The sequence below is a fragment of the Enterobacter sp. Cy-643 genome (genome assembly GCF_011752815.1).
GTDB lineage: Bacteria > Pseudomonadota > Gammaproteobacteria > Enterobacterales > Enterobacteriaceae > Cedecea.
Genome location: NZ_VWWV01000005.1, coordinates 106,904 through 127,640, shown reverse-complemented (window position 1 = coordinate 127,640; position 20,737 = coordinate 106,904). Strand labels below are relative to the sequence as shown.

Annotated in this window: 19 protein-coding genes; 9 read left to right on the top strand and 10 right to left on the bottom strand. The window is 55.0% G+C overall.

Translation table 11 applies throughout. From position 1 onward, the window contains the following. Window positions 1-121: 121 nt before the first annotated feature. The 3 genes from cysH to cysJ form a co-directional block, all read right to left on the bottom strand. Window positions 122-853 (bottom strand): phosphoadenosine phosphosulfate reductase, encoded by a 732-nt coding sequence (gene cysH, locus F3J29_RS18490; RefSeq protein ID WP_166868285.1) that lies wholly within the window; start codon window positions 851-853, stop codon window positions 122-124. A gap of 234 nt (window positions 854-1,087) precedes the next feature. Next, entirely contained in the window at window positions 1,088-2,800 is a 1,713-nt protein-coding gene (gene cysI / locus F3J29_RS18485) for an assimilatory sulfite reductase (NADPH) hemoprotein subunit (protein ID WP_166868283.1), read from the bottom strand. Further along, window positions 2,800-4,599, bottom strand: coding sequence for an NADPH-dependent assimilatory sulfite reductase flavoprotein subunit (cysJ, locus tag F3J29_RS18480; RefSeq protein ID WP_166868281.1), 1,800 nt, complete (start codon window positions 4,597-4,599; stop codon window positions 2,800-2,802). Before cysJ ends, cysI begins: the two co-directional genes overlap by 1 nt. A 303-nt stretch (window positions 4,600-4,902) precedes the next feature. On the opposite strand from cysJ, the gene queD reads away from it, so the two are divergent. The 4 genes from queD (at window position 4,903) to F3J29_RS18460 (ending at window position 7,512) form a co-directional block, all read left to right on the top strand. Continuing rightward, on the top strand, window positions 4,903-5,268 hold the full coding sequence (gene queD / locus F3J29_RS18475; RefSeq protein ID WP_162473299.1) for a 6-carboxytetrahydropterin synthase QueD: 366 nt from the start codon (window positions 4,903-4,905) through the stop codon (window positions 5,266-5,268). A 111-nt stretch (window positions 5,269-5,379) separates the two neighbouring features. Beyond that, on the top strand, window positions 5,380-6,654 hold the full coding sequence (locus F3J29_RS18470; RefSeq protein WP_166868279.1) for an FAD-dependent oxidoreductase: 1,275 nt from the start codon (window positions 5,380-5,382) through the stop codon (window positions 6,652-6,654). Beyond that, window positions 6,651-6,923, top strand: coding sequence for a ferredoxin family protein (locus tag F3J29_RS18465; protein WP_166868277.1), 273 nt, complete (start codon window positions 6,651-6,653; stop codon window positions 6,921-6,923). The genes F3J29_RS18470 and F3J29_RS18465 overlap by 4 nt, the downstream gene beginning before the upstream one ends. 13 nt (window positions 6,924-6,936) lie before the next feature. Beyond that, entirely contained in the window at window positions 6,937-7,512 is a 576-nt protein-coding gene (locus F3J29_RS18460; protein WP_008458359.1) for a glycerol-3-phosphate responsive antiterminator, read from the top strand. On the opposite strand, the gene F3J29_RS18455 is transcribed toward F3J29_RS18460, so the two are convergent. From F3J29_RS18455 to F3J29_RS18435, 5 genes are all read right to left on the bottom strand, one after another. Next, on the bottom strand, window positions 7,496-8,362 hold the full coding sequence (locus tag F3J29_RS18455) for an electron transfer flavoprotein subunit alpha/FixB family protein (protein WP_166868275.1): 867 nt from the start codon (window positions 8,360-8,362) through the stop codon (window positions 7,496-7,498). The genes F3J29_RS18460 and F3J29_RS18455 overlap by 17 nt on opposite strands. Continuing rightward, window positions 8,359-9,138, bottom strand: coding sequence for an electron transfer flavoprotein subunit beta/FixA family protein (locus F3J29_RS18450; protein ID WP_166868273.1), 780 nt, complete (start codon window positions 9,136-9,138; stop codon window positions 8,359-8,361). The genes F3J29_RS18455 and F3J29_RS18450 overlap by 4 nt, the downstream gene beginning before the upstream one ends. Further along, window positions 9,116-10,471 (bottom strand): MFS transporter, encoded by a 1,356-nt coding sequence (locus F3J29_RS18445; protein WP_166868271.1) that lies wholly within the window; start codon window positions 10,469-10,471, stop codon window positions 9,116-9,118. Before F3J29_RS18445 ends, F3J29_RS18450 begins: the two co-directional genes overlap by 23 nt. A 60-nt stretch (window positions 10,472-10,531) precedes the next feature. Continuing rightward, on the bottom strand, window positions 10,532-11,986 hold the full coding sequence (locus F3J29_RS18440) for an FAD-binding oxidoreductase (RefSeq protein WP_166868268.1): 1,455 nt from the start codon (window positions 11,984-11,986) through the stop codon (window positions 10,532-10,534). A 70-nt stretch (window positions 11,987-12,056) separates the two neighbouring features. Then, window positions 12,057-12,842, bottom strand: coding sequence for an SDR family oxidoreductase (locus F3J29_RS18435; RefSeq protein WP_008458368.1), 786 nt, complete (start codon window positions 12,840-12,842; stop codon window positions 12,057-12,059). Window positions 12,843-13,189: 347 nt separating this feature from the next. Between F3J29_RS18435 and F3J29_RS18430 the strand changes: the two genes are divergently transcribed. Next, a complete protein-coding gene (locus tag F3J29_RS18430) occupies window positions 13,190-14,488 on the top strand; it encodes an MFS transporter (protein WP_166868266.1) in 1,299 nt (432 codons plus the stop codon). 26 nt (window positions 14,489-14,514) lie between these two features. Continuing rightward, window positions 14,515-15,993: an FGGY-family carbohydrate kinase gene (locus tag F3J29_RS18425; RefSeq protein ID WP_166868264.1), complete on the top strand. Its 1,479-nt coding sequence runs from the start codon at window positions 14,515-14,517 to the stop codon at window positions 15,991-15,993. Window positions 15,994-16,038: 45 nt separating this feature from the next. Here F3J29_RS18425 and queE read toward each other — a convergent pair whose 3' ends face one another. Continuing rightward, window positions 16,039-16,710, bottom strand: coding sequence for a 7-carboxy-7-deazaguanine synthase QueE (gene queE / locus F3J29_RS18420; RefSeq protein WP_166868262.1), 672 nt, complete (start codon window positions 16,708-16,710; stop codon window positions 16,039-16,041). A gap of 262 nt (window positions 16,711-16,972) precedes the next feature. Between queE and F3J29_RS18415 the strand changes: the two genes are divergently transcribed. From F3J29_RS18415 to F3J29_RS18405, 3 genes are read left to right on the top strand one after another with little or no spacing between them, the layout of a single operon-like run. After that, on the top strand, window positions 16,973-17,686 hold the full coding sequence (locus tag F3J29_RS18415) for a nucleoside recognition domain-containing protein (protein WP_166868260.1): 714 nt from the start codon (window positions 16,973-16,975) through the stop codon (window positions 17,684-17,686). Continuing rightward, complete coding sequence (locus F3J29_RS18410; RefSeq protein ID WP_166868258.1) at window positions 17,679-18,146, top strand: YjiG family protein; 468 nt, start codon at window positions 17,679-17,681, stop codon at window positions 18,144-18,146. Before F3J29_RS18415 ends, F3J29_RS18410 begins: the two co-directional genes overlap by 8 nt. A gap of 2 nt (window positions 18,147-18,148) precedes the next feature. Then, a complete protein-coding gene (locus tag F3J29_RS18405; RefSeq protein ID WP_166868256.1) occupies window positions 18,149-19,261 on the top strand; it encodes a M20 family metallopeptidase in 1,113 nt (370 codons plus the stop codon). Window positions 19,262-19,400: 139 nt separating this feature from the next. On the opposite strand, the gene eno is transcribed toward F3J29_RS18405, so the two are convergent. Then, a complete protein-coding gene (gene eno, locus F3J29_RS18400) occupies window positions 19,401-20,705 on the bottom strand; it encodes a phosphopyruvate hydratase (RefSeq protein WP_166868255.1) in 1,305 nt (434 codons plus the stop codon). Between the last annotated feature and the right edge of the window lie 32 nt (window positions 20,706-20,737).

The following is a 20,737-nucleotide window of genomic DNA, read 5'->3' as shown; positions in this document are numbered from 1 at the left end:
TCTTTGTGATGAATAGCCCATTTTCGGAAGTAAACGTGATAACAGGCTTTATAGAAACAGGGCTGCAGAAAAGAAAATGCGGGCACTTGTCCCGCATTTTGAAAGAGGTGATAAAAGAAATTTATTCGTGCAAACCGCACTCGCGTTTCAGGCCAAAGAAGCGCGTCTCTTCTTCTGCCATTCCCGGCTCCCACTTACGAGTGGTGTGGGTATCGCCGACGGATAAATAGCCCTGATCCCAAAGAGGATGGTATTTCAGCCCGTGCTCGGTCAGGTACTGGTAAACCGTGCGGTTATCCCAGTCGATGATCGGCAGAATTTTAAAAACTTCACGCTGTACCGCCAGCACCGGCAAATTGGCGCGGCTACCGGATTGTTCACGACGCAGACCGGCAAACCAGGTTTGCGCCTGCAGCGTTTTCAGGGCGCGGTTCATCGGCTCAACTTTGTTGATGTCGTTGTAGCGCTCAATCCCCTCGACGCCCTGCTCCCACAGTTTACCGTAACGCGCTTCCTGCCAGGCCGGGCTTTCGGTCGCGCGGAACACCTGCAGGTTCAGCTTCAGCTTGTCGGTGAGCTCGTCGATAAACTGGTAGGTTTCCGGGAACAGATAGCCGGTATCGGTCAGGATCACCGGGATATCGGGTTGCTGCTGCGTGACCAGATGCAGACACACGGCGGCCTGAATGCCGAAGCTGGACGAGAGCACAAATTCGCCTGGCAGATTTTCCAGCGCCCAGGTCACGCGCTGCTGCGCGCTAAGTTTTTCCAGCTGAGCGTTAACTTCGGCGAGCGCCATGATGCGTTCGACTTTAGGAAGGGCGTTCAGTTCGTTTAAATCAAGTACGGACATACGTGCCTCACTTAGTAATCAATGACCCTCACCCCGGCCCTCTCCCTGAAAGGGAGAGGAGGAAATCGAATTATTCCCTTATCTCTGCCTTCTCCCTGGAAGGCAGAGGGGAAACCGAATTATTCTTTCATCCCAACCTTCTTCTGGCAGGGAGAAGGGAAAGTCAGATTCGGTATTCCTGGTATCTTAATCCCCTCTCCCCTTTGGGGAGAGGGTTAGGGTGAGGGGAAAAAACTAGTCCCACAAATCCCTGGCCGGATCGAGCACCGGGCGAATAATGCCTGCGCGCACGGTGAAATCACCAAAGCCTTCGTCGGCCTCACGCTCTTTCGCCCAGCGGCCCACCAGCTCATCAATCGAGCTGAGGATCTCCGGCTCGGTGATATTTTCGCGATACATGCGCGGAATACGCGTCCCGATACGGTTCCCACCGATGTGCAGGTTATAGCGCCCGGGCGCTTTCCCCACGAGGCCAATTTCGGCCAACATCGCGCGGCCACAGCCGTTCGGGCAGCCGGTCACGCGCATCACAATGTGCTCATCCGGCACCTTGTGCTTATCCATTACCTGCTCAACTTTGGTGACAAACTCCGGCAAGAAACGCTCCGCTTCCGCCATTGCCAGCGGGCAGGTCGGGAACGCCACGCAGGCCATTGAGTTCTCACGCTGCGGTGTGACCGCCTTCATTAAGCCGTGATCGGTCGCCAGCTTCTCAATTTTAGCCTTTTCACTTTCCGGCACGCCGGCGACGATCAGGTTCTGGTTTGCCGTCAGGCGGAAATCACCTTTGTGGATCCTGGCTATCTCCAACAGACCGGTTTTCAGCGGACGCTCAGGATAATCCAGAATACGACCGTTCTCGATAAACAGCGTCAGGTGCCATTTGTCGTCGATACCCTTTACCCAGCCAATACGGTCGCCGCGGCCGGTAAATTCGTAGGCGCGAGTGGGCGCAAACTTGATGCCAGCGCGGCGCTCAACTTCCGCCTTGAATACGTCTACGCCGACGCGCTCAAGGGTATATTTGGTTTTGGCATTTTTACGGTCGGTACGGTTACCCCAGTCGCGCTGGGTCGTCACCACCGCTTCCGCTACCGCCAGAGTATGCTCCAGCGGAATGTAGCCGAATTCACTTGCCGTGCGGGCATAGGTATTTTTATTCCCGTGCTCGATGGACAGACCACCGCCAACCAGCAGGTTGAAGCCAACCAGTTTGCCGTTTTCCGCTATCGCAATAAAGTTCATGTCATTGGCATGCAGATCCACGTCGTTCTGCGGCGGGATCACCACCGTGGTTTTAAACTTACGCGGCAGATAAGTCGGCCCCAGAATCGGCTCTTCGTCAGTGGTGGCGACTTTTTCTTTGTCCCACCAAATCTCGGCGTAGGCGCGGGTGCGCGGCAGCAGGTGCTCGGAAAGCTTTTTTGCCCATTCATAGGCTTCCTGATGCAGCTCAGACTCCACCGGGTTAGAGGTACACAGCACGTTGCGGTTTACGTCGTTGGCGGTCGCCAGCGCGTCCAGGCCAACTTCGTGCAGCATTTCATGCGCAGGCTTGACGTTCTTCTTCAGAATGCCGTGGAACTGGAACGTCTGGCGGTTGGTCAGGCGAATACTGCCGTAAATAGTCTTATCTTCGGCAAACTTATCAATAGCCTGCCACTGCTGGGTGGTGATAATTCCCCCCGGCAGACGGCAGCGGAGCATCATCGCGTGACGCGGCTCCAGCTTTTGCTCAGCGCGTTCGGCGCGAATATCGCGGTCATCCTGCTGATACATGCCGTGGAAGCGGATCAGCAGGAAGTTGTCGCCGTTGAAACCGCCGGTCAGGCCATCCTGCAGATCTTCTTTAATGGTGCCGCGCAGAAAATCGCTGTCGCGCTTCAGTCGTTCGGCGTCGACCAGTTTGCCTTCGACCACCAGAGGGCCAGGGTGTTTTTCGCTCATTAGTAGACATCTCGCTGATAACGGCGCTCAACGCGCAGCTCACTTAAAAATTCATCTGCCGCTTCGGTGTCCATGCCACCGTGGACGGCAACCACTTCCAGTAACGCCTGCTCAACGTCCTTCGCCATACGGTTGGCGTCGCCGCAGACGTAAATGTGGGCACCTGCCTGAATCCAGCGCCACAGTTCCGCGCCTTTCTCGCGCAGTTTGTCTTGTACGTATATTTTATGCTGCTGGTCGCGGGACCAGGCTAAATCGATGTTGGTCAGCAGGCCGTCTTTGACGTAGCGCTGCCATTCAACCTGATATAGAAAATCTTCGGTAAAGTGCGGGTTGCCGAAGAACAGCCAGTTTTTACCGCTCGCACCGTCGTTGTCGCGCTGCTGAATAAAGGCGCGGAACGGGGCAATACCGGTGCCAGGGCCAATCATAATGACCGGGGTTTCCGGGTTTGTCGGTAGGCGGAAGTTATCGTTATGTTCAATGAACACGCGCACCTCGCCATCTTCCTCAAGGCGGTCGGCCAGGAAGCCAGACGCCCCGCCCGAACGGGCACGGCCTTCGATGTCATAGCGCACCGCACCCACGGTTATGTGGACTTCGGTTTCAGCTTCTGCCTGTGAAGAAGCAATGGAGTAAAGGCGCGGCGTGAGCGGGCGCAGCAGCCCCGTCAGCTGTTCAGCCGTCAGCTCTGCCGGGGCGTAGCGCGCCATGTCCACAATCGGCGTGGTTTGCGCGTAGTGCTGTAATTTTGCTTTATCGCCCACCAGCTCCAGCAGCGCCGTGTTGCGGGTCAGCTGGGCGTAGTTTTCAACGATATTGCCGGTGTTGACCGTCAGCTCGAAGTGCCACTGTAGCGCTTCGCTTAACGGCAGCGTTTTGCCATCGACGGTGACGCTTTCATCGCCTTTCAGCCATAGCAGATCCGTCAGCTCTTTCACCAGCGCCGGATCGTTCTGGTACCAGACGCCAAGCGCATCGCCCGGCTGGTAGCGCAGGCCGGAGTCACCAAGATCGATTTCGATGTGGCGCACGTCTTTATCGGAGTCGCGGCCGGTAATTTTCTGGTTCACCGCAAGCGTGGCGGTTAACGGTGACTCTTTGCTGTAAGGGCTGGTGAAGATTTCGTTGCTCACGCCCGTGGCCGTCGCAGCAGCCTGAGCCGGGGTTTCAGCCGGTACACGGGATTTCAGCAGTTCAACGATTTTGCTGCGCCATGCCTGGGCCGCAGCCTGGTACTCCACGTCGGTATCTACGCGATCCAACAGCCGCTCGCCGCCTAATTCAGCCAGTTTGCTGTCAAAGTCTTTGCCGGACTGGCAGAAGAATTCATACGAGCTGTCGCCGAGACCAAAGACGGCAAACGCGGTACCGTCCAACTTCGGTGCTTTTTTCGAGAACAGGAATTTATGCAGAGCCACGGCCTCTTCAGGCGGCTCCCCTTCCCCTTGCGTGGAACTGACAACAATCAGCAGTTTTTCCTGGGCTATTTGCTTGAATTTATAGTCGCCCGCGTTCACCAGGTTGACGTTCAGCTTCGCCGCTAGCAGGTCGTCCCGCAGCTGCTCGCTCACGCGGCGCGCGTTGCCGGTTTGTGAAGCGGAGATTAGCGTGATCGTCGACGCTTCGGCCGCAGGAGCCACCGCGCCCGCACCTGGCTGCTGGTTAATCATTCCCCAGAAATAGCCGGATAACCAGGCCAGCTGAGTGGTTGAAAAATCAGTGGTCGCCGCCTGAAGGCGTGCCAGCTGGTCCGGCGTTAGCGGCAGCAAAGCGCTCGGTGGAACCTGAGAAGTCATACGTATTTAGCTTCCAGTAGCAAAGGGCAAAAAAAGGGCTTACAGACTGTAATGAGTCAAGGTTAACCAGCAGGTTATCAACAATTAAAGAAGGGATGGAAATAATAAATAACTAAAACGACTAATCGTTTTTTCAGGTAAATCATAGTGTTAAAAGTGATTACCTAACTATATGAAGAATATAAGATTTCAGCGCATTCACCGCTGTTTACACCATACTGCAGGGCAATGCGCCGTTTAGTTAATGCGAAAAATAGTCCATTCCGCTATCATGCGGCGGTTTTTTGAATTCCAGAGAGTCGAATGATGTCCACCACCCTGTTTAAAGATTTTACCTTTGAAGCCGCCCACCGCCTGCCGCACGTCCCGGAAGGTCACAAATGCGGTCGCCTGCATGGCCACTCCTTTATGGTGCGCCTGGAAATCACCGGCGAGGTAGATCCTTATACCGGCTGGATCATGGACTTCTCCGAGCTGAAAGCCGCGTTTAAGCCAACCTACGATCGCCTCGATCACTATTATCTGAACGATATCCCAGGGCTGGAAAACCCCACCAGCGAAGTGCTGGCGAAATGGATTTGGGATCAGATGAAACCTGTTGTGCCGCTGCTGAGCGCGGTGATGATCAAAGAAACCTGCACCGCAGGCTGCGTCTACCGCGGCGAATAAGCTAAAAAAAGTCCGGAAATCACCCCGGACTTTTCCTCTCTGCGCCCCCCATCAAGCTAATTTTCATCCCGCTTTGGTAAGCTGGCCCGTCGCAACTAAAAGGTGCACGGGATGGCCACTACAGATTTCGATATTATCGTCGTTGGCGCAGGGATCGCAGGCTCCTGCTGCGCCGTAGAGTGCGCGCGCGCCGGGCTGAACGTCCTGCTTGTTGAGAGAGCCAGTCAGCCTGGCAGCAAAAACCTGTCGGGCGGCAGGCTCTATACTGCCGCATTTGAGGCTCTCTTTCCTGATTTTTCCCGCTCCGCCCCACTCGAACGCTGTATCACCCATGAAAAACTCTCCGCGCTGACGGCAGAGACTTCAACCACGCTCAGTTTTCAACATCCTTCGGCGGCTTCATACAGCGTGCTGCGTGCCCGGCTGGATCCGTGGCTGTTCCAGCAGGCTGAACAAGCGGGCGCGCAGTGCCTGACGGCGACTCAGGTCGATAGCCTGCATGTTGAAAGCGGCGCGGTGAGCGGCGTGGTGATCGAAGGCGAAGTGCTGAGCGCCAAAGCCGTGGTTATCGCCGAAGGGGCCAATACCCTGCTGGCGGAACAGCACAAGCTGTTGCACAAGTTACCCGAGCACAGCGTTGCCGTGGGCGTGAAAGAAGTGCTGGCGCTGCCGAAAGAAGATCTCGAGAATCGCTTCGCGCTTGAAGGTAGCGAAGGTGCTGCCTGGCTGTTCACCGGCGGCATCTGCGGCGAACAGCCTGCGGGCGGGTTCCTCTATACCAATCTCGATTCGCTGTCTGTCGGCATTGTCTGCCCGCTCTCTTCAATTCGGGCTGCCTCTGCTTCACTTCCCGATCTGCTGGGAAACTTCAAGCAGCACCCGACGCTGCGCCCACTTCTGCGCCGTGCCGAGCTGGTGGAATACGGCGCGCATCTGATTCCTGAATGTGGCCTGAACGGGCTTCCCGAGCACCTGGCCGGCCCCGGCTATCTGCTGGTGGGCGACAGCGCCCGTTTTTGTATTAATACCGGTTTCACCGTACGCGGCATGGATTTGGCTGCGCTTTCGGCAAAAGCGGCGGCGCAGACCCTGATTCAAACGTTACTGGAGAATACCAGAGACGATCTTCATCAGGCGTACCGTCAGCAGCTGGAGCGCACTTCGCTGTGGGCGGTGCTGGAACGCTATCGCAAGATGCCTGATTTTTTACAAACGCCGGGGCTGTTTCAGGACTATCCGCACCTGCTGGCTGAGCTGCAGCGTGATATCTTTGATCCCCAGTATTCACCGCCGCCACGACTCAGCAGCCTGCTGTGGAAACATGCGCGCAAAACGGGTATTTCCAGACTGGTTAAAGACATTTTTCGCGGAGGACGCAACCTGTGAACCTGCATGAGAAACTGGCCAGGAATGCCTGGCAGCCGGCGGAAAAACCGCACATTGTCCCCGCAGACAATCCCGATATTGAGCAACTTACCCTGCTGGTACGCGCCTGCCCCGCCGGGCTATACCGACAGAAAGAAGACGGCAGCCTGCACATTGATACAACCGGTTGCCTGGAGTGCGGCACCTGCCGCCTGCTGTGCGACGAACAAACCCTCAGCCGCTGGCGCTACCCGCCCGCAGGCTGCGGGATCCAATTACGCTTTGGTTAATGGAGTCCAAGCCGTGTCCCTGATGTCCCTACTCAAGCAACACCCGCTGATTGCAGCGGTAAAAGATAACCAGAGCCTGCAGCTGGCGCTGGAATCCGACTGCCAGGTGATTTCCGTGCTGTACGGCAATATCTGCACCATTACCGGCATCGTGCAGCAAATTAAGAAGGCGAATAAATACGCGCTGGTGCACGTCGATTTACTGGAAGGGACATCGAATAAAGAGATTGTGATTAACTTTCTGAAACTGGTGACCCAGGCCGACGGCGTGATCAGCACCAAAGCGCCAATGGTGAAAGCGGCCAGGGCGCAGGGGTTCTTTGCTATTCACCGGCTGTTTATCGTCGATTCCATCTCTTACCACAACATCGATAAACAGGTGGCCCAGTCGAACCCGGACTGCATCGAAATCCTGCCGGGATGTATGCCGAAAGTGATGAAATGGGTCACAGAAAAAATCGACCTGCCGGTGATTGCCGGTGGCCTGGTGTGCGACGCGGAGGATGCCAACAACGCACTCAGCGCCGGGGCGTTGGCGATTTCCACCACCAATACCGGCGTCTGGCAGCTGGCTAAATATCTTCCCTGACGCAGGTTTGCAGCTCGGTTAGCACCGGCAGCAAATCATCCACGATCCCCACATCGGCATGGCGGAATATCGCCGCCTGCGGATCGTTATTGATGGCAACAATGAACCGGCTGTGGGCAATGCCGCTGATAAAGGCCGGCGCGCCAGAAACGCCGGCCGCGATACAAACGTCTGCGGCAACCTGGGTACCGGACATTCCCAACAGCTTGTCCATGCTGCACCAGGCGTGCATCACCGCTTCGCGACTGGCGCCGGTTTCCATGCCCAACCCGCAGGCAATCTTCTCCACCTGCGCCATGGCTTGCGGGCTGCCAACTCCCCGTCCCACCGCCAGCACAAGCCTGGCGTCAGCCAGGCCGTATTCGGCTTCATCGGCAATTGCCGCAGACTCAACCAGCCAGACGGGCTTCTGTGCTGCCACGGGAATCGGTACATACTCGATCTCTGGCTGCCAGGTTTTGGCTCCCGGCGCGGCGGCTACGCTCAGGCACCAGGGCTTATTGTGCAGTTGAAGCTCAGCCACCAGCGCGCCGCCATAGGCGTTTTTGCGCACCACCTGCCGGGCAAAATCCGCGTCGTTAATCGCGCTCCACGCCTCCCCTTGCAGCCGGTGAGCCAGCCGGGTGGCAAGCTCTGCGCCCTGCCAGCCAGAAGGAAATAACAGCATGTCTACTGGAGCAGGCACGAAGTGGGTATACAGCCCCTCCAGCAGCGGCTCGCTGCATTCATTCTCCGGCAGCAGCCAGGCTTCGACATGTTCTGGTGCCATTTCACTGCACGCAATGAAATGCCCTATCTCATTGAGCGCCGACGCTTGCCTCGCTTCAGGCAGAACCAGGGCAATTTTCATGATTTCATCCTTTTACCTAGCCAGTCGCGGTAAAGGCTGCGGACCTTTTCTCGCACATCGCTACCCTGAATAATTAAGCCGCCGCGCTGCCGCTGAGGGTGTACCAGTCCTCTCAGAGGAGAAACTGCCGCCTCATTATCCAGGGCTTTGGCAGGCAAGACCTCAACGTCCGACGCTTTCACCGCCAGCTTTTGCCGCAAGCCAGGCGTTCTCAGGCAGTAATCGCCAGCGCTTTCAATCATCAGCACCGCAGGCAGCCGCACGGTCAGGCTGCGTTTCCCTGCGCCATGCCGCTGTTTCAGGCAAACCTGCTGCCGTTCAGCGTCGAGCTTGAAATCATAGACCCGGCTGAAGCACGGCCAGCCCAGCTGTTCAGCGAGGTAAAACCCCGTCTGCCCACTGTTGCCTTCGGCGCTGCGTGAGCCCATGACCACCAGAGATTGAGAATGTTGCTGCTGCCATGCGGCAAGTAAAGCAGCCACTGAGGCGGGAGAAAAAGTCAGCTCGTCATCCGGCTGCAGCCGCACGGCCCGTTGGAACCCCAGCGCTTTGAACTGGCGAAGAAAGTTGTCCGCTCGCTCGTGACCAATGCTTAAGGCGGTAAGGCTCAGGCCTTCAGCCTGACGCAGTAATATCTCACCGGCAGCAGACTCATCTTCCCCCAGGCAAGGACGCGTTATCGCCGTATTAAGGCTGCCCTGCCCGGCGGCCAGCCAGTCTTTTTCCGCCAGCATGGCGAGGTCTGGCTCGGCCTTAAAGGCTAACAGAATGTTCATGATTCACTCCCGGCGGCTGCTCTTTATTTCCGGACGCGGCCACAAGGCTCATGTTTCGCGTTTCCGGCGCCCAGAAGACGGAAACCAGCAGGCCCAGCATCAGAACCGCGCTCAGCAACAGCATGGTGTTTTGCACCCCGAAGGAGACCAGCGCCACCGGCAGCAGTCCGGTGCTAATTGCCGAACCCAGGCGGCTCATCGACGTCGCAAACCCTACGCCCAGCGAGCGAATATCCGTCGGGAAACTCTCAGCGGGGAGAACGCCGACCAGGTTGCTGACCGCCGAAATGGTCAGCGTAAAAACAAAGAACAGCAGCAGGATGAGGGTGCCGTGTTGTTCCGGCACCAGCGCCAGCGCGGTAAGGCTGAAGAACAGCACCAGAAAACCGCCGATCAGGAAGCCGCGTCTTGAACAGCGATGGGTCAGCACAAGGCCTGCAATTGCCCCTATCACCAACACCATATTCAGCAGCAGGCTGGCGGTCAGACCATCCTTCATGCCCAGCAGCCCCGTAATGGACGGCAGCCAGGTGTAAATTGCAAACCACGGGATCACCAGGCAAACAAAGAACAGGCTATTGAAGGCGGTACGTCGCCAGTATTGTTCGGAAAACAACGTGCGGAGATGGCGGGAGGTAGGCACCGCAATCTCATCGCTAATAACAACATGTTCGCCAAAGCAGCGGCGCACAATCTGATGCGCCTCGGACACGCGCCCCTGGCGTAGCAGCCAGCGAGGAGATTCCGGGGTGCCCCAGCGCAAGAAAGTGATTAATAACGCAGGCAATGCGGCAGAAGCCAGCAGCCAGCGCCAGGCATCCGGCCCGCTTTCCACCATCAGATGGCCAATCAGGCTCGCCAGCACATAGCCCAGCGTCCAGACCACGCTAAACGCACCGAGCAGCACGCCGCGATGTTTGCGTGGGGAAAATTCGGCCAGCATGGTGTGGCCCACGGAGTAGTCACCGCCGAGTCCGATGCCAATCAGCACTCGCAGCAGAATCAGCTGCTCTACGTTGCTGACGAAAAATTGTAAAAAAGAGGCCAGCGTGATGAGCACAAAGCTGAAGTTGAAAATTTTCTGGCGGCCAATGTGATCGGAGATCCAGCCCAATACCAGGCTGCCAAGAAAAAGCCCAAACAGCGCCGAGCCGCCCACTAACCCTTCCTGAAGCGGCGTCAGGCTCATTTGCGGCGTAATCATCACCAGCGCAAAGCCAATCACGCCCAGCACGTAGCCGTCAGTCAGGTGAGCGCCAAAGGTCAGCCCGGCAATGCGTAAATGAAAGCGATTGAGCGGCAGGTCATCCATACGAACCGGTTCGGCGAGCATACTGATTCCTTTGTCGATCCGTAAATGAAGAGGTCGGCTCCTGAGAGCCGACCTGTACGGTTATTTTTCAATCGGCCAAATCGTGCCTGTGTTCATGATGCCGTTCGGATCGTACTGATCTTTCAGGCCCTGCATGATTGGCCAGGCGGTACCGTGCTCCAGCTTAGACCAGTGCACGCGGTGTTTACCGATCCCGTGGTGGTGCACCATCGAGCCACCGAGACGAATCGTCTCTTCCACGATAATTTTGTTCAGCGGGTTGTGGTACTTGTCGATCTCCTCTTCCGGCTTGCAGTCCACTACGTTGTAGTCGTACACAAAGTACATGTTGGTGCCGTTGATGTAGCTGTGGGAAGAGTGGCCGCCCAGCATAGTGATATCACCTGCATGTGGGAACTCATTGCGAATGCGCTCAATCACATTGTGATAAATCTCATCAATGCAGCTCCAACTGCCGGAAACTTCCGTGGTAAAGCCCATATTGCCGGTTTTCAGGATCTGCACGCGCTCGGCAGCCACTTTCTCCGGCCCCCAGTTCAGGTTGTTGAACCAGGTTTCAATCAGCTTGCTGTCCACCTTCTTACATTCCGGATAGCGGGCAACAATTTCTTCGATACCCGCGCCGGTCGCTTCAGCCAGGCGCTTAGAGCCTTCTGCCATAAAGATCAGCACGCATTTGCCGTCGGCAAAATGGGTGAAGTGCTGGGTGCCATCTTCGGCGTCATACAGGCGGGCAATCGACGGACGGTAGCCTTCCACCATCACTTCACGCAGGATGTTGAAGCCCGTTTTCATGTTGTCGAGGATGTAGCCGTAGAACAGGTTGTTTTCCGGCATATATTTGAAGATTTTTACCGTCACTTCGGTGATGTAGCAAAGCGCCCCTTCGTTGCCGATGATCACGTGGCGAATGTCCGGGCCAGCGGCACGGCGCGGCACGTTTTTAATGCGCGTGATGCTGCCGTCCGGGAACACGGCCTCCAGGCCAACCACCATGTCTTCAATCGCCCCGTACAGGGTTGAGAACTGCCCGATACTGCGGGTTGCCACAAGGCCCCCCATTTGTGCCAGCGGTTTTGACTGTGGGGAGTGGCCGGTCGTGTAGCCTTTTGCCCGCAGGGCATCTTCCAGCACTTCCAGCGGCACGCCGCACTGGGCGGTGGCCTGCATGTTTTCAATATCGATATCGACAATCTTGTTCAGCCCGGAGCCGTCCAGCACCACGGAGTTTTTCACCACCGCTTCCAGGCCGCCTTCCGTTGCGGAAGCGCCGGTACGCGGAATACAGGTGATGTGATTGCTGTTCAGAAACGCCAGCACGCTGGAGACTTGCTCAGTGCTTTGCAGCTTCACCACCGCGGCCGGCAGCGGCTGAGTGTACACGCCATGAATATCCGCATATTTTCTGAAGCGGTCGATACTGTTTTTCTGCAATACTTTTTCATCGGTAATAACCTGCTGCGGACCAACAATTTCTTTCAATTGATCCACAATTGCTTCGCGAGATAAAGACATGACAACTCCTTCCTGACAAATAAGGGAATACGGATATAAATAAGAGAAAGCAGGAACCACCCTGCAAGAATTACCTGACTAAATAACCACCATCAACGACTAACAAATGACCATTAACATAATCTGAAGCACGGCTGGATAAATAAACCATTGCCCCCATAAGATCCTGAGTTTCACCCCAGCGGTTGGCTGGAATATGATCAAGTACGCGTTTATTGGTTTCCGGGTTTTTACGCGTTTCGGTAGTAATATCGGTAGCATAATAACCAGGTGCAATACCGTTCACCTGAATATTATATTGACCTAATTCATCACAATACGCTTTCGTTAAACCGGCCAGCGCATGTTTTGTGGCGGAATAAGCCGGAGACCACTGGCCGCCAAGATAAGAAAATAACGAACAGATATTAATGATTTTTCCGTGCTTTTGCGGGATCATCACTTTGGCCGCTTCGTGGCTTAATTCGAACGCCGCGGTAAGGTTTATATTTATCATCGGATCCCAGTCGGCGCGGCCGAAGTCCAGCACCTTGTTGAGCTTACAGATCCCGGCGTTGTTGACCAGAATATCCACCGAACCAAAGGTTTCCAGGCACTGGGCGATGACCTGAGCCGGGGCACCTTTCTCCGTGATATCCACGGTCATAAACGCGACTTTTACGCCTTGTTGTTCAATAAGTTGGCGCGTTTCGCCTTTCTCTTCCACCACCGTTGGAATAAACACATTTGCCCCGGCCTTAGCCAGCGCCATGGCGAACGCCTGGCCCAGCCCGCTGTTACCGCCGGTGACAATCGCCGTCTTCCCTTTGAGCGAGAAGAAGTCCAGTGAGAATTCGTTGAGTGCGCTGAGCGACATGATGAACTCCTTAAATTTTTTAAACGCAAAAAAAATGAGAAAAGCAAGCTCCCCCCGAAAGGGAAGTTACTTTTCTCATCGTCTCTAGTAACTGGCTAAAATAAGTATCACAGCAACGTGGCATGTTATGTGATCAATCTCACAACTTATTAACAGGAAGGTTTTATCGCTAAATAATTCACCACTAAAACCAATATCGTGATATTTCTCACACTAAAAAATCACTCTGCATGTTAATAATCTCCGCAATTACTAGAGCCCATGAGAAAAGTAATCAGCCCTTAAAAAGGGATTGGTTACTTTTCTCTTTTTTTGTCTTTAACAATCCTGATTACTGAGAGCACACCATGCGTGATTCAAATTTTCGTCGCTGGCTAACGCTGGCAATAATAAGTATCAGTGGTGGTGTAAGTTTTGACCTTGCTTATTTAAGGTATATTTATCAAATTCCCATGGCAAAATTTATGGGGTTTAGCAATACCGAAATAGGCTTAATTATGAGTACTTTCGGAATAACCGCAATTCTCCTTTATGCGCCGAGTGGAATTATTGCTGATAAGTTTTCTCACCGCGTAATGATGACGCTGGCGATGATTGCCACCGGCCTGTTGGGAATTGTGATGGCTTTCTACCCGCCGCTGTGGGTGATGATCGTCATTCAGGTCGCCTTCGCCGTGACCACCATTCTGATGCTGTGGTCGGTCTCCATTAAAGCTGCTTCCCTGTTGGGCGATCATAGCGAACAGGGGAAAATCATGGGCTGGATGGAAGGCCTGCGCGGCGTCGGCGTGATGGCGCTGGCGGTGTTTACTATGTGGGTGTTCTCGCGCTTCGCACCGGAAGATGCTAACAGCCTTAAAGCCGTTATTCTTATCTACAGCGGCGTTTATATTGCGCTCGGCGTGCTTTGCTGGTTCTTTGTTAGCGACGGCTTTACTGGCCGTACGGTGGATACTCAAGAAGCCAAAAAGCCGGCCTTCCAGCTCAAAGATATCCTGTCCGTTTTACGGATAAGTACCACCTGGTATTGCAGTATGGTGATCTTCGGAGTTTACACCATTTATGCCATCCTGAGCTATTCCACCAACTACCTGACCGAGATGTACGGCATGTCGCTGGTGGCCGCCAGCTACATGGGCATCGTAATAAATAAAATATTTCGCGCCGTTTGTGGCCCGCTGGGCGGCATTATTACGACCTACAGCAGAATCAAATCGCCCACTCGCGTGGTGCAGCTACTGTCGATTGTCGGGGCAGTTGCGTTGATTGCGCTACTGGCGACAAATTCCAATCCTCAGTCCGTTGCCATGGGCATTGGGCTTATTTTGCTGCTGGGCTTCACCTGTTACGCCTCACGCGGGCTCTACTGGGCCTGCCCCGGCGAAGCGAGAACACCGCCCTATATTATGGGAACCACCGTGGGTATCTGTTCGGTCATCGGCTTCTTGCCGGACGTATTCGTGTACCCGCTTGTCGGCCACTGGCAGGACAGCCTGCCGGCTGAGGAAGCCTACCGCAACATGTGGCTGATGGGATTAGCCGCGCTGTGCATGGTCATCGTGTTTGCCTTTTTGCTGATTCGCAAAATTCACGCCGCCGACGTCGCACAGAAAAAATTGGCATCGCTGGCCGCTACGGGCGAGTGATGAGGGAAAATTGAAGGAGAAAGGCAATGTCGAAGCAATACATCATTGGGATTGATGGTGGGAGCCAGAGTACAAAAGTCGTGATGTACGATCTGGCAGGCAATATCATCTGCGAAGGCAAGGGGCAGCTTCAGCCGATGTACACGCCGGACGCGGATACCGCCGAGCACCCTGACGACGACCTGTGGGACTCGCTGTGCCGCGCCGGGCAGGATTTAATGAGCCACTTCACGGGCGACAAGAACGCTATCGTCGGGATTGGTCTCGGCTCCATACGCTGCTGCCGCGCCCTATTAAAGGCCGACGGCACACCGGCTGAGCCGCTGATCAGCTGGCAGGATGCCCGCGTCACCCGTCCCTACGAGCACACAAATCCTGATGTCGCCTGGGTTACCTCTTTCTCGGGATACCTGTCTCACCGCTTAACCGGCGAGTTTAAAGACAATATCGCCAACTATTTTGGCCAGTGGCCCGTGGACTACAAAACGTGGTCATGGAGCGACGACGGCGAAGTGCTGAAGAAATTTAATATTCCGCGCACCATGCTGTTTGATGTTCAGATGCCGGGCACGGTCATTGGTCATCTTACCGAAAACGCGGCGAAGGCTACGGGCTTCCCGGTCGGATTACCGGTGGTTTGTACCACCAGCGATAAGCCGGTAGAAGCGCTTGGGGCCGGGCTGCTGGATGATGAAACGGCGGTGATATCCCTCGGCACCTATATCGCGCTGATGATGAACGGCAAAGCGCTGCCGAAAGCCCCGGCGGCCTACTGGCCCATTATGTCATCTATTCCTGAAACGCTGCTGTATGAAGGCTACGGCATCCGCAAAGGAATGTGGACGGTAAGCTGGCTGCGGGACATGCTTGGCGAGTCGCTGATCCAGGATGCCAAAGCGCAAAACCTTTCCCCGGAAGAGTTGCTGAACAAGAAAGCGGCACTGGTGCCGCCGGGCTGCAACGGCCTGATGACCGTGCTGGACTGGCTGACCAACCCGTGGGAGCCGTTCAAGCGCGGGATCATGATAGGTTTTGATTCCAGCATGGACTACGCCTGGATTTACCGTTCGATCCTCGAAAGCATCGCCCTGACGCTGAAAAACAACTACGACAATATGTGCCATGAGATGGACCACTTTGCTAAACATGTGATCATCACCGGCGGTGGCTCCAACAGCGATCTGTTTATGCAGATCTTTGCCGACGTGTTCAATCTGCCGATCAGGCGTAACGCGATTAACGGTTGCGCAAGTCTGGGGGCGGCAATCAACACCGCCGTCGGGCTGGGGCTGTATACCAGCTATGAAACCGCCGTCGAAAAAATGGTGCGGGTCAAAGATGTGTTTATGCCGATAGAAAACAACGCTAAACGCTATGAGGCGCTAAACAAAGGCATTTTCAGAGAGTTAACGCAGCATACTGACGTTATTTTGAAAAAATCGTATCAGGTGATGCACGGGGAGTTAGATAACACGGACTCAATTCAAAGCTGGTCCAACGCTTAACTAACTGTTTGCGCCGGGTGTGATAGCTACACCCGGCTTTGCTCATCAGGCAATATTCAAATACTTGTGCGTCTGCATCGACAGGCGCCAGTTGCGCGCGATGCAGGTTTCGATGCACAGGCGCGTCGCGTCCTCTTTTTGGCTGATCGGCTGCAACGCGATGATGCGGCTTTTCTCATCCGTCAGCGTAGCCAGCAGTTCGTCCAGCGCTTCGACGTCACGCATTCGCCCGACCGGATGCTTAATTTCATCCGCACGGTCCAGCGCCTGGGAGAGAATGTCGTATCCGCCGCGCATATTCACCTTCGGAGACACCGTCACCCAGGTATTTGCCGTACAGCGCACTTCGTGCGTGCCGCTGGTTTCTATCTGGCAGCTAAACCCGTTTTTCTCAAGTAAATCCGTCAGCGGCGTGAGGTCATGAATGCACGGCTCACCGCCAGTGATCACCACATGCCGCGCGGTATAGCCCTGACGGCCAATAACGGCCAACAGATCTTCGGCGCTTGCCGCACCCCATTTATCACTTTCTTTAGTTTTGGCCAGGATGCTGAACAGCGACACTTCACGATCCGCGAGCTTATCCCAGGTATGTTTGGTATCGCACCAGGCGCAGCCTACCGGGCAACCCTGCAGGCGAATAAAAATGGCGGGCACGCCGGTAAAATAGCCTTCCCCTTGCAGGGTCTGGAACATCTCGTTAATCGGGTACTGCATAATCATCTCAGTCATAGTCACAAAAAGTAATTATCGCAGAACTGGCGATGGAGATCATGCGAAAGCGGCTGCGCCACGGCGGTGCCTGATGCCCATACCGCGCATAGAACCTCCGTTTTCACGGTTACTGTGTGCCAGCTCTCAACTTTCTTAAGGTGATTAAACGTTCGCTGCTCATGTTGATCGCCGTCATAACAGCACGTATTGCTAACTTCTAGCATCCCTCTGGCTTTCCCCATGAAATCACATAAGGAAATGATAAATGGTTGATTCCTCTGTTCCCGGACAACAAAGAGTTGGGCCCGCAGCCTGGTTTAGCCTGCTGTTTGCGATGGTCTTTTTCTCTGGCCTGCTGGGTGGAAAAAACTGGTACGGGGTGTTTGACTTCACCACGCTAAACGGTGCCTTCGGCAAAGTTGTCAGCGGCGTGAATCCCGCCGGAGAATCGCTGGATGTCGCCAAAAGCGCCTTCCGCGGCAACGGCGGGTATGGCGCAATGGACGGTTTTCTTTTTGCTTTCGGCCTCATTCCTGCCGTGATGTTTGCGCTGGGCATGATTAACGTGCTGGAACACTACGGCGCGCTGAGTGCTGCAAGAAAACTGCTGACCCCTCTGCTTCGGCCCCTGATGGGCATTCCCGGTGCCACGGGTCTTGCGCTAATCGGCAGCCTGCAAAGTACCGACGTTGGCGCATCGCTCACACGCGTGCTTGCCGATGAAGGCCAGATAACCGAAAAAGAAAAAACGGTGTTCACCATGTTCCAGTTTTCCGCCGGCGCCATGATCACCAACTTTTTCTCTTCCGGAGCCGTGCTCTTCACGCTGATCGCCGTTGACGGCAGCCAGGCCGTGCCAAGCTCTATCGGCATGTGCGTCGCCGTGATGTTCATTATGAAAATCGTCGGGGCAAACATGATGCGCCTGATCCTGAACGTTACCGAGCGGAAAACAAAAACGGAGGTGCAGCATGGCTGATGCCGCAAAACCGATGATCACCGATGTCTTTGTGGCGGGCGCGCGCAAAGGCTGGAACATAGCCACAACCAGCACGCTGCCTAATGTGTTGATGGCATTCATTATTATCTATGCGCTCGAGCTGACGGGCGCGCTGCAGGGCATGGCGTGGTTGTTTGGCCCGGTGATGAAACTCTTTGGGCTGCCGGGTGAAGCCGCAGCGGTGCTTATCGGCGGCTGGATGTCGATGGGCGGCGGCGTAGGCGTCGCTATCAGCCTGTTTGAAAAAGGGATCCTCAGCGGCGAACATCTGGCCATTCTCGCGCCAGCAATCTATTTGATGGGCTCACAGGTGCAGTACGCCGGGCGTATTCTCGGCGTGGTCGGTATTCCGGCAAAACGCATTCCGCTGATGATAGCCCTTTCCGTACTCAACGCATTTTGCGCCATGCTGATCATGCGCGTGCTTATTCTGGAGTAACCATGGATCTGAAACAGTATCTTCAAGAGTTAAAAAGCGTCGTGAATATCGACTGCGGCACCGCCACCCTTGCGGGTGTGGAAGAAGTCAGCCGTATTTTTCAACAATGGTACCTGTCAGAAAACTGGCACTGTGACAGCGTTGACTTGGGGAACAAAGTGGGGCCGGGTTTGTTTGCCACGAATAAACCTGACGCCGCAGAATACGACGTTTTGCTGGTGGGGCACATGGATACCGTATTCCCGCCGGGAACCGTCTCAGAACGCCCTTTCAGCCTTGAAGGCGACCGCGCCTATGGGCCTGGCGTGTCAGACATGAAAAGCGGGTTGTTATCTATTCTTTGGGCTTTACGCGGCCTGGACAAAGCCGACCTTGAGCGGTTGGCTATCGCCGTGGCCATGAACCCGGATGAAGAAACTGGCTCAGCCCATTCGCACGAATGGATAGGCGGCATAGCAAAACGCAGCCGCTGCGTGCTGGTGTGCGAAGCGGCAAGAGCCGATGGCTCTCTGGTGAAAGCCAGAAAAGGCATGGCCCGTTACCGCCTGGCTTTTAAAGGCGTCGCTGCCCATGCGGGTAACGATCCGGAAAAAGGCCGTTCTGCGGTGAAAGCGCTCGCTCACGCGGTGCTGGCAATCAGCGATCTGGCCGATATCACGAAAGGTACCACGCTGAACACCGGTGTGATTTCCGGCGGCGTCGGGGCGAATATCGTGGCGGATCGCGCGGAGATGATTGTCGATCTCCGCTTCAATGATAACGATGAATTTCGACGGGTCAACGAGGCCATTCAGTCGTTCAGCCATCTTCAGTTCGAGCCAGATGTGTTAACCACCGTCGAACAACAGGCGCAAACGCCCGCAATGTCACCTTCCGCCGAAACGGAAAAGCTGATGAAGCTGGTGGAAAAAGCCGGTGAGGCTGTCGATGTGGAAGTCCGCTGGCAGGCTGTCGGTGGCGGCTCAGACGCCAACCACACGGCGGCCCTTGGTGTGCCTTCCCTGGATGGATTTGGCCCTGTCGGCGCCGGATTCCATTCCCCTTCCGAATATCTGGAACTGGACAGCATCGAACCCCGGGTCCGGCTGCTGCGCGAAGTGATCCGCTCGCTGTAAAAGCAGAATTTTATCCGCATGAGGTCTGTCATCAGCCTGAAGGCCGGGATCTTCCCGGCCTGCTTCATTCCGCTCAAACCAAAGACGAAAAAAAACCCGCCGAAGCGGGTTTTTCAAAGTCTAAAGCAGCAGTAAGAACTTACTGGCCTTTAACTTCTTTCAGACCGTTGAACGGTGCTGGGGTGCCCTGTGCAGCCAGTGCTTCTTCGATACGAATCAGCTGGTTGTACTTAGCAACACGGTCAGAACGGCTCATAGAACCGGTTTTGATCTGGCCAGCAGCGGTGCCCACAGCCAGGTCAGCGATGGTTGCATCTTCGGTTTCACCAGAACGGTGAGAGATAACCGCAGTGTAGCCAGCGTCTTTCGCCATTTTGATCGCAGCCAGAGTTTCGGTCAGGGAACCGATCTGGTTGAATTTGATCAGGATGGAGTTAACGATGCCTTTTTCGATACCTTCTTTCAGGATCTTGGTGTTGGTTACGAACAGATCGTCACCAACCAGCTGGATTTTGTCGCCCAGCACTTTGGTCTGGTATGCGAAACCAGCCCAGTCAGATTCGTCCAGACCGTCTTCGATAGAAACGATTGGGTAATCTTTGGTCAGGTTTTCCAGGAAGTGAGTGAACTCTTCAGAGGTGAACGCTTTGTTGCCTTCGCCAGCCAGAACGTATTTGCCGTCTTTATAGAACTCAGACGCTGCACAGTCCATTGCCAGGGTAACATCTTTGCCCAGCTCGTAGCCTGCTGCTTTAACCGCTTCAGCGATAACAGCCAGTGCTTCTGCGTTGGAACCCAGGTTAGGCGCGTAGCCACCTTCGTCACCCACAGCAGTGTTCATGCCTTTGGACTTCAGCACTTTTGCCAGGTTGTGGAACACTTCAGAACCGATACGTACCGCTTCTTTCAGGGTTTTCGCGCCAACAGGCTGAATCATGAATTCCTGGATATCAACGTTGTTGTCAGCGTGCTCGCCGCCGTTGATGATGTTCATCATTGGCAGAGGCATAGAGAATTTGCCTGGGGTGCCGTTCAGTTCAGCGATGTGAGCGTAAAGCGGCAGGCCTTTAGAGGCAGCAGCAGCTTTAGCAGCAGCCAGGGAAACAGCCAGAATGGCGTTTGCGCCAAACTTGGATTTGTTCTCGGTGCCATCCAGATCGATCATGATCTTATCGATGTTAGCCTGGTCTTTAGCATCTTTGCCAATCACAGCTTCAGCGATCGGGCCGTTAACCGCAGCAACAGCTTTCAGTACGCCTTTACCCATGAAACGAGATTTGTCGCCATCGCGCAGTTCCAGAGCTTCACGGGAACCGGTAGAAGCACCTGATGGTGCAGCTGCCAGACCAACGAAACCGCCTTCCAGGTGAACTTCGGCTTCAACAGTCGGGTTACCGCGGGAGTCGATGATTTCACGACCGATCACTTTCACAATTTTGGACATAGTAGGTTTTCCTCAAGTCACAACGTTAAACT

Bases quoted from the DNA above. Each gene is read 5' to 3' on its own strand.
- cysH (WP_166868285.1), bottom strand. From the start codon at position 853: ATGTCCGTACTTGATTTAAACGAACTGAACGCCCTTCCTAAAGTCGAA.
- cysI (WP_166868283.1), bottom strand. From the start codon at position 2,800: ATGAGCGAAAAACACCCTGGCCCTCTGGTGGTCGAAGGCAAACTGGTC.
- cysJ (WP_166868281.1), bottom strand. From the start codon at position 4,599: ATGACTTCTCAGGTTCCACCGAGCGCTTTGCTGCCGCTAACGCCGGAC.
- queD (WP_162473299.1), top strand. From the start codon at position 4,903: ATGATGTCCACCACCCTGTTTAAAGATTTTACCTTTGAAGCCGCCCAC.
- F3J29_RS18470 (WP_166868279.1), top strand. From the start codon at position 5,380: ATGGCCACTACAGATTTCGATATTATCGTCGTTGGCGCAGGGATCGCA.
- F3J29_RS18455 (WP_166868275.1), bottom strand. From the start codon at position 8,362: ATGAAAATTGCCCTGGTTCTGCCTGAAGCGAGGCAAGCGTCGGCGCTC.
- F3J29_RS18450 (WP_166868273.1), bottom strand. From the start codon at position 9,138: ATGAACATTCTGTTAGCCTTTAAGGCCGAGCCAGACCTCGCCATGCTG.
- F3J29_RS18445 (WP_166868271.1), bottom strand. From the start codon at position 10,471: ATGCTCGCCGAACCGGTTCGTATGGATGACCTGCCGCTCAATCGCTTT.
- F3J29_RS18440 (WP_166868268.1), bottom strand. From the start codon at position 11,986: ATGTCTTTATCTCGCGAAGCAATTGTGGATCAATTGAAAGAAATTGTT.
- F3J29_RS18435 (WP_008458368.1), bottom strand. From the start codon at position 12,842: ATGTCGCTCAGCGCACTCAACGAATTCTCACTGGACTTCTTCTCGCTC.
- F3J29_RS18430 (WP_166868266.1), top strand. From the start codon at position 13,190: ATGCGTGATTCAAATTTTCGTCGCTGGCTAACGCTGGCAATAATAAGT.
- F3J29_RS18425 (WP_166868264.1), top strand. From the start codon at position 14,515: ATGTCGAAGCAATACATCATTGGGATTGATGGTGGGAGCCAGAGTACA.
- queE (WP_166868262.1), bottom strand. From the start codon at position 16,710: ATGCAGTACCCGATTAACGAGATGTTCCAGACCCTGCAAGGGGAAGGC.
- F3J29_RS18415 (WP_166868260.1), top strand. From the start codon at position 16,973: ATGGTTGATTCCTCTGTTCCCGGACAACAAAGAGTTGGGCCCGCAGCC.
- F3J29_RS18410 (WP_166868258.1), top strand. From the start codon at position 17,679: ATGGCTGATGCCGCAAAACCGATGATCACCGATGTCTTTGTGGCGGGC.
- F3J29_RS18405 (WP_166868256.1), top strand. From the start codon at position 18,149: ATGGATCTGAAACAGTATCTTCAAGAGTTAAAAAGCGTCGTGAATATC.
- eno (WP_166868255.1), bottom strand. From the start codon at position 20,705: ATGTCCAAAATTGTGAAAGTGATCGGTCGTGAAATCATCGACTCCCGC.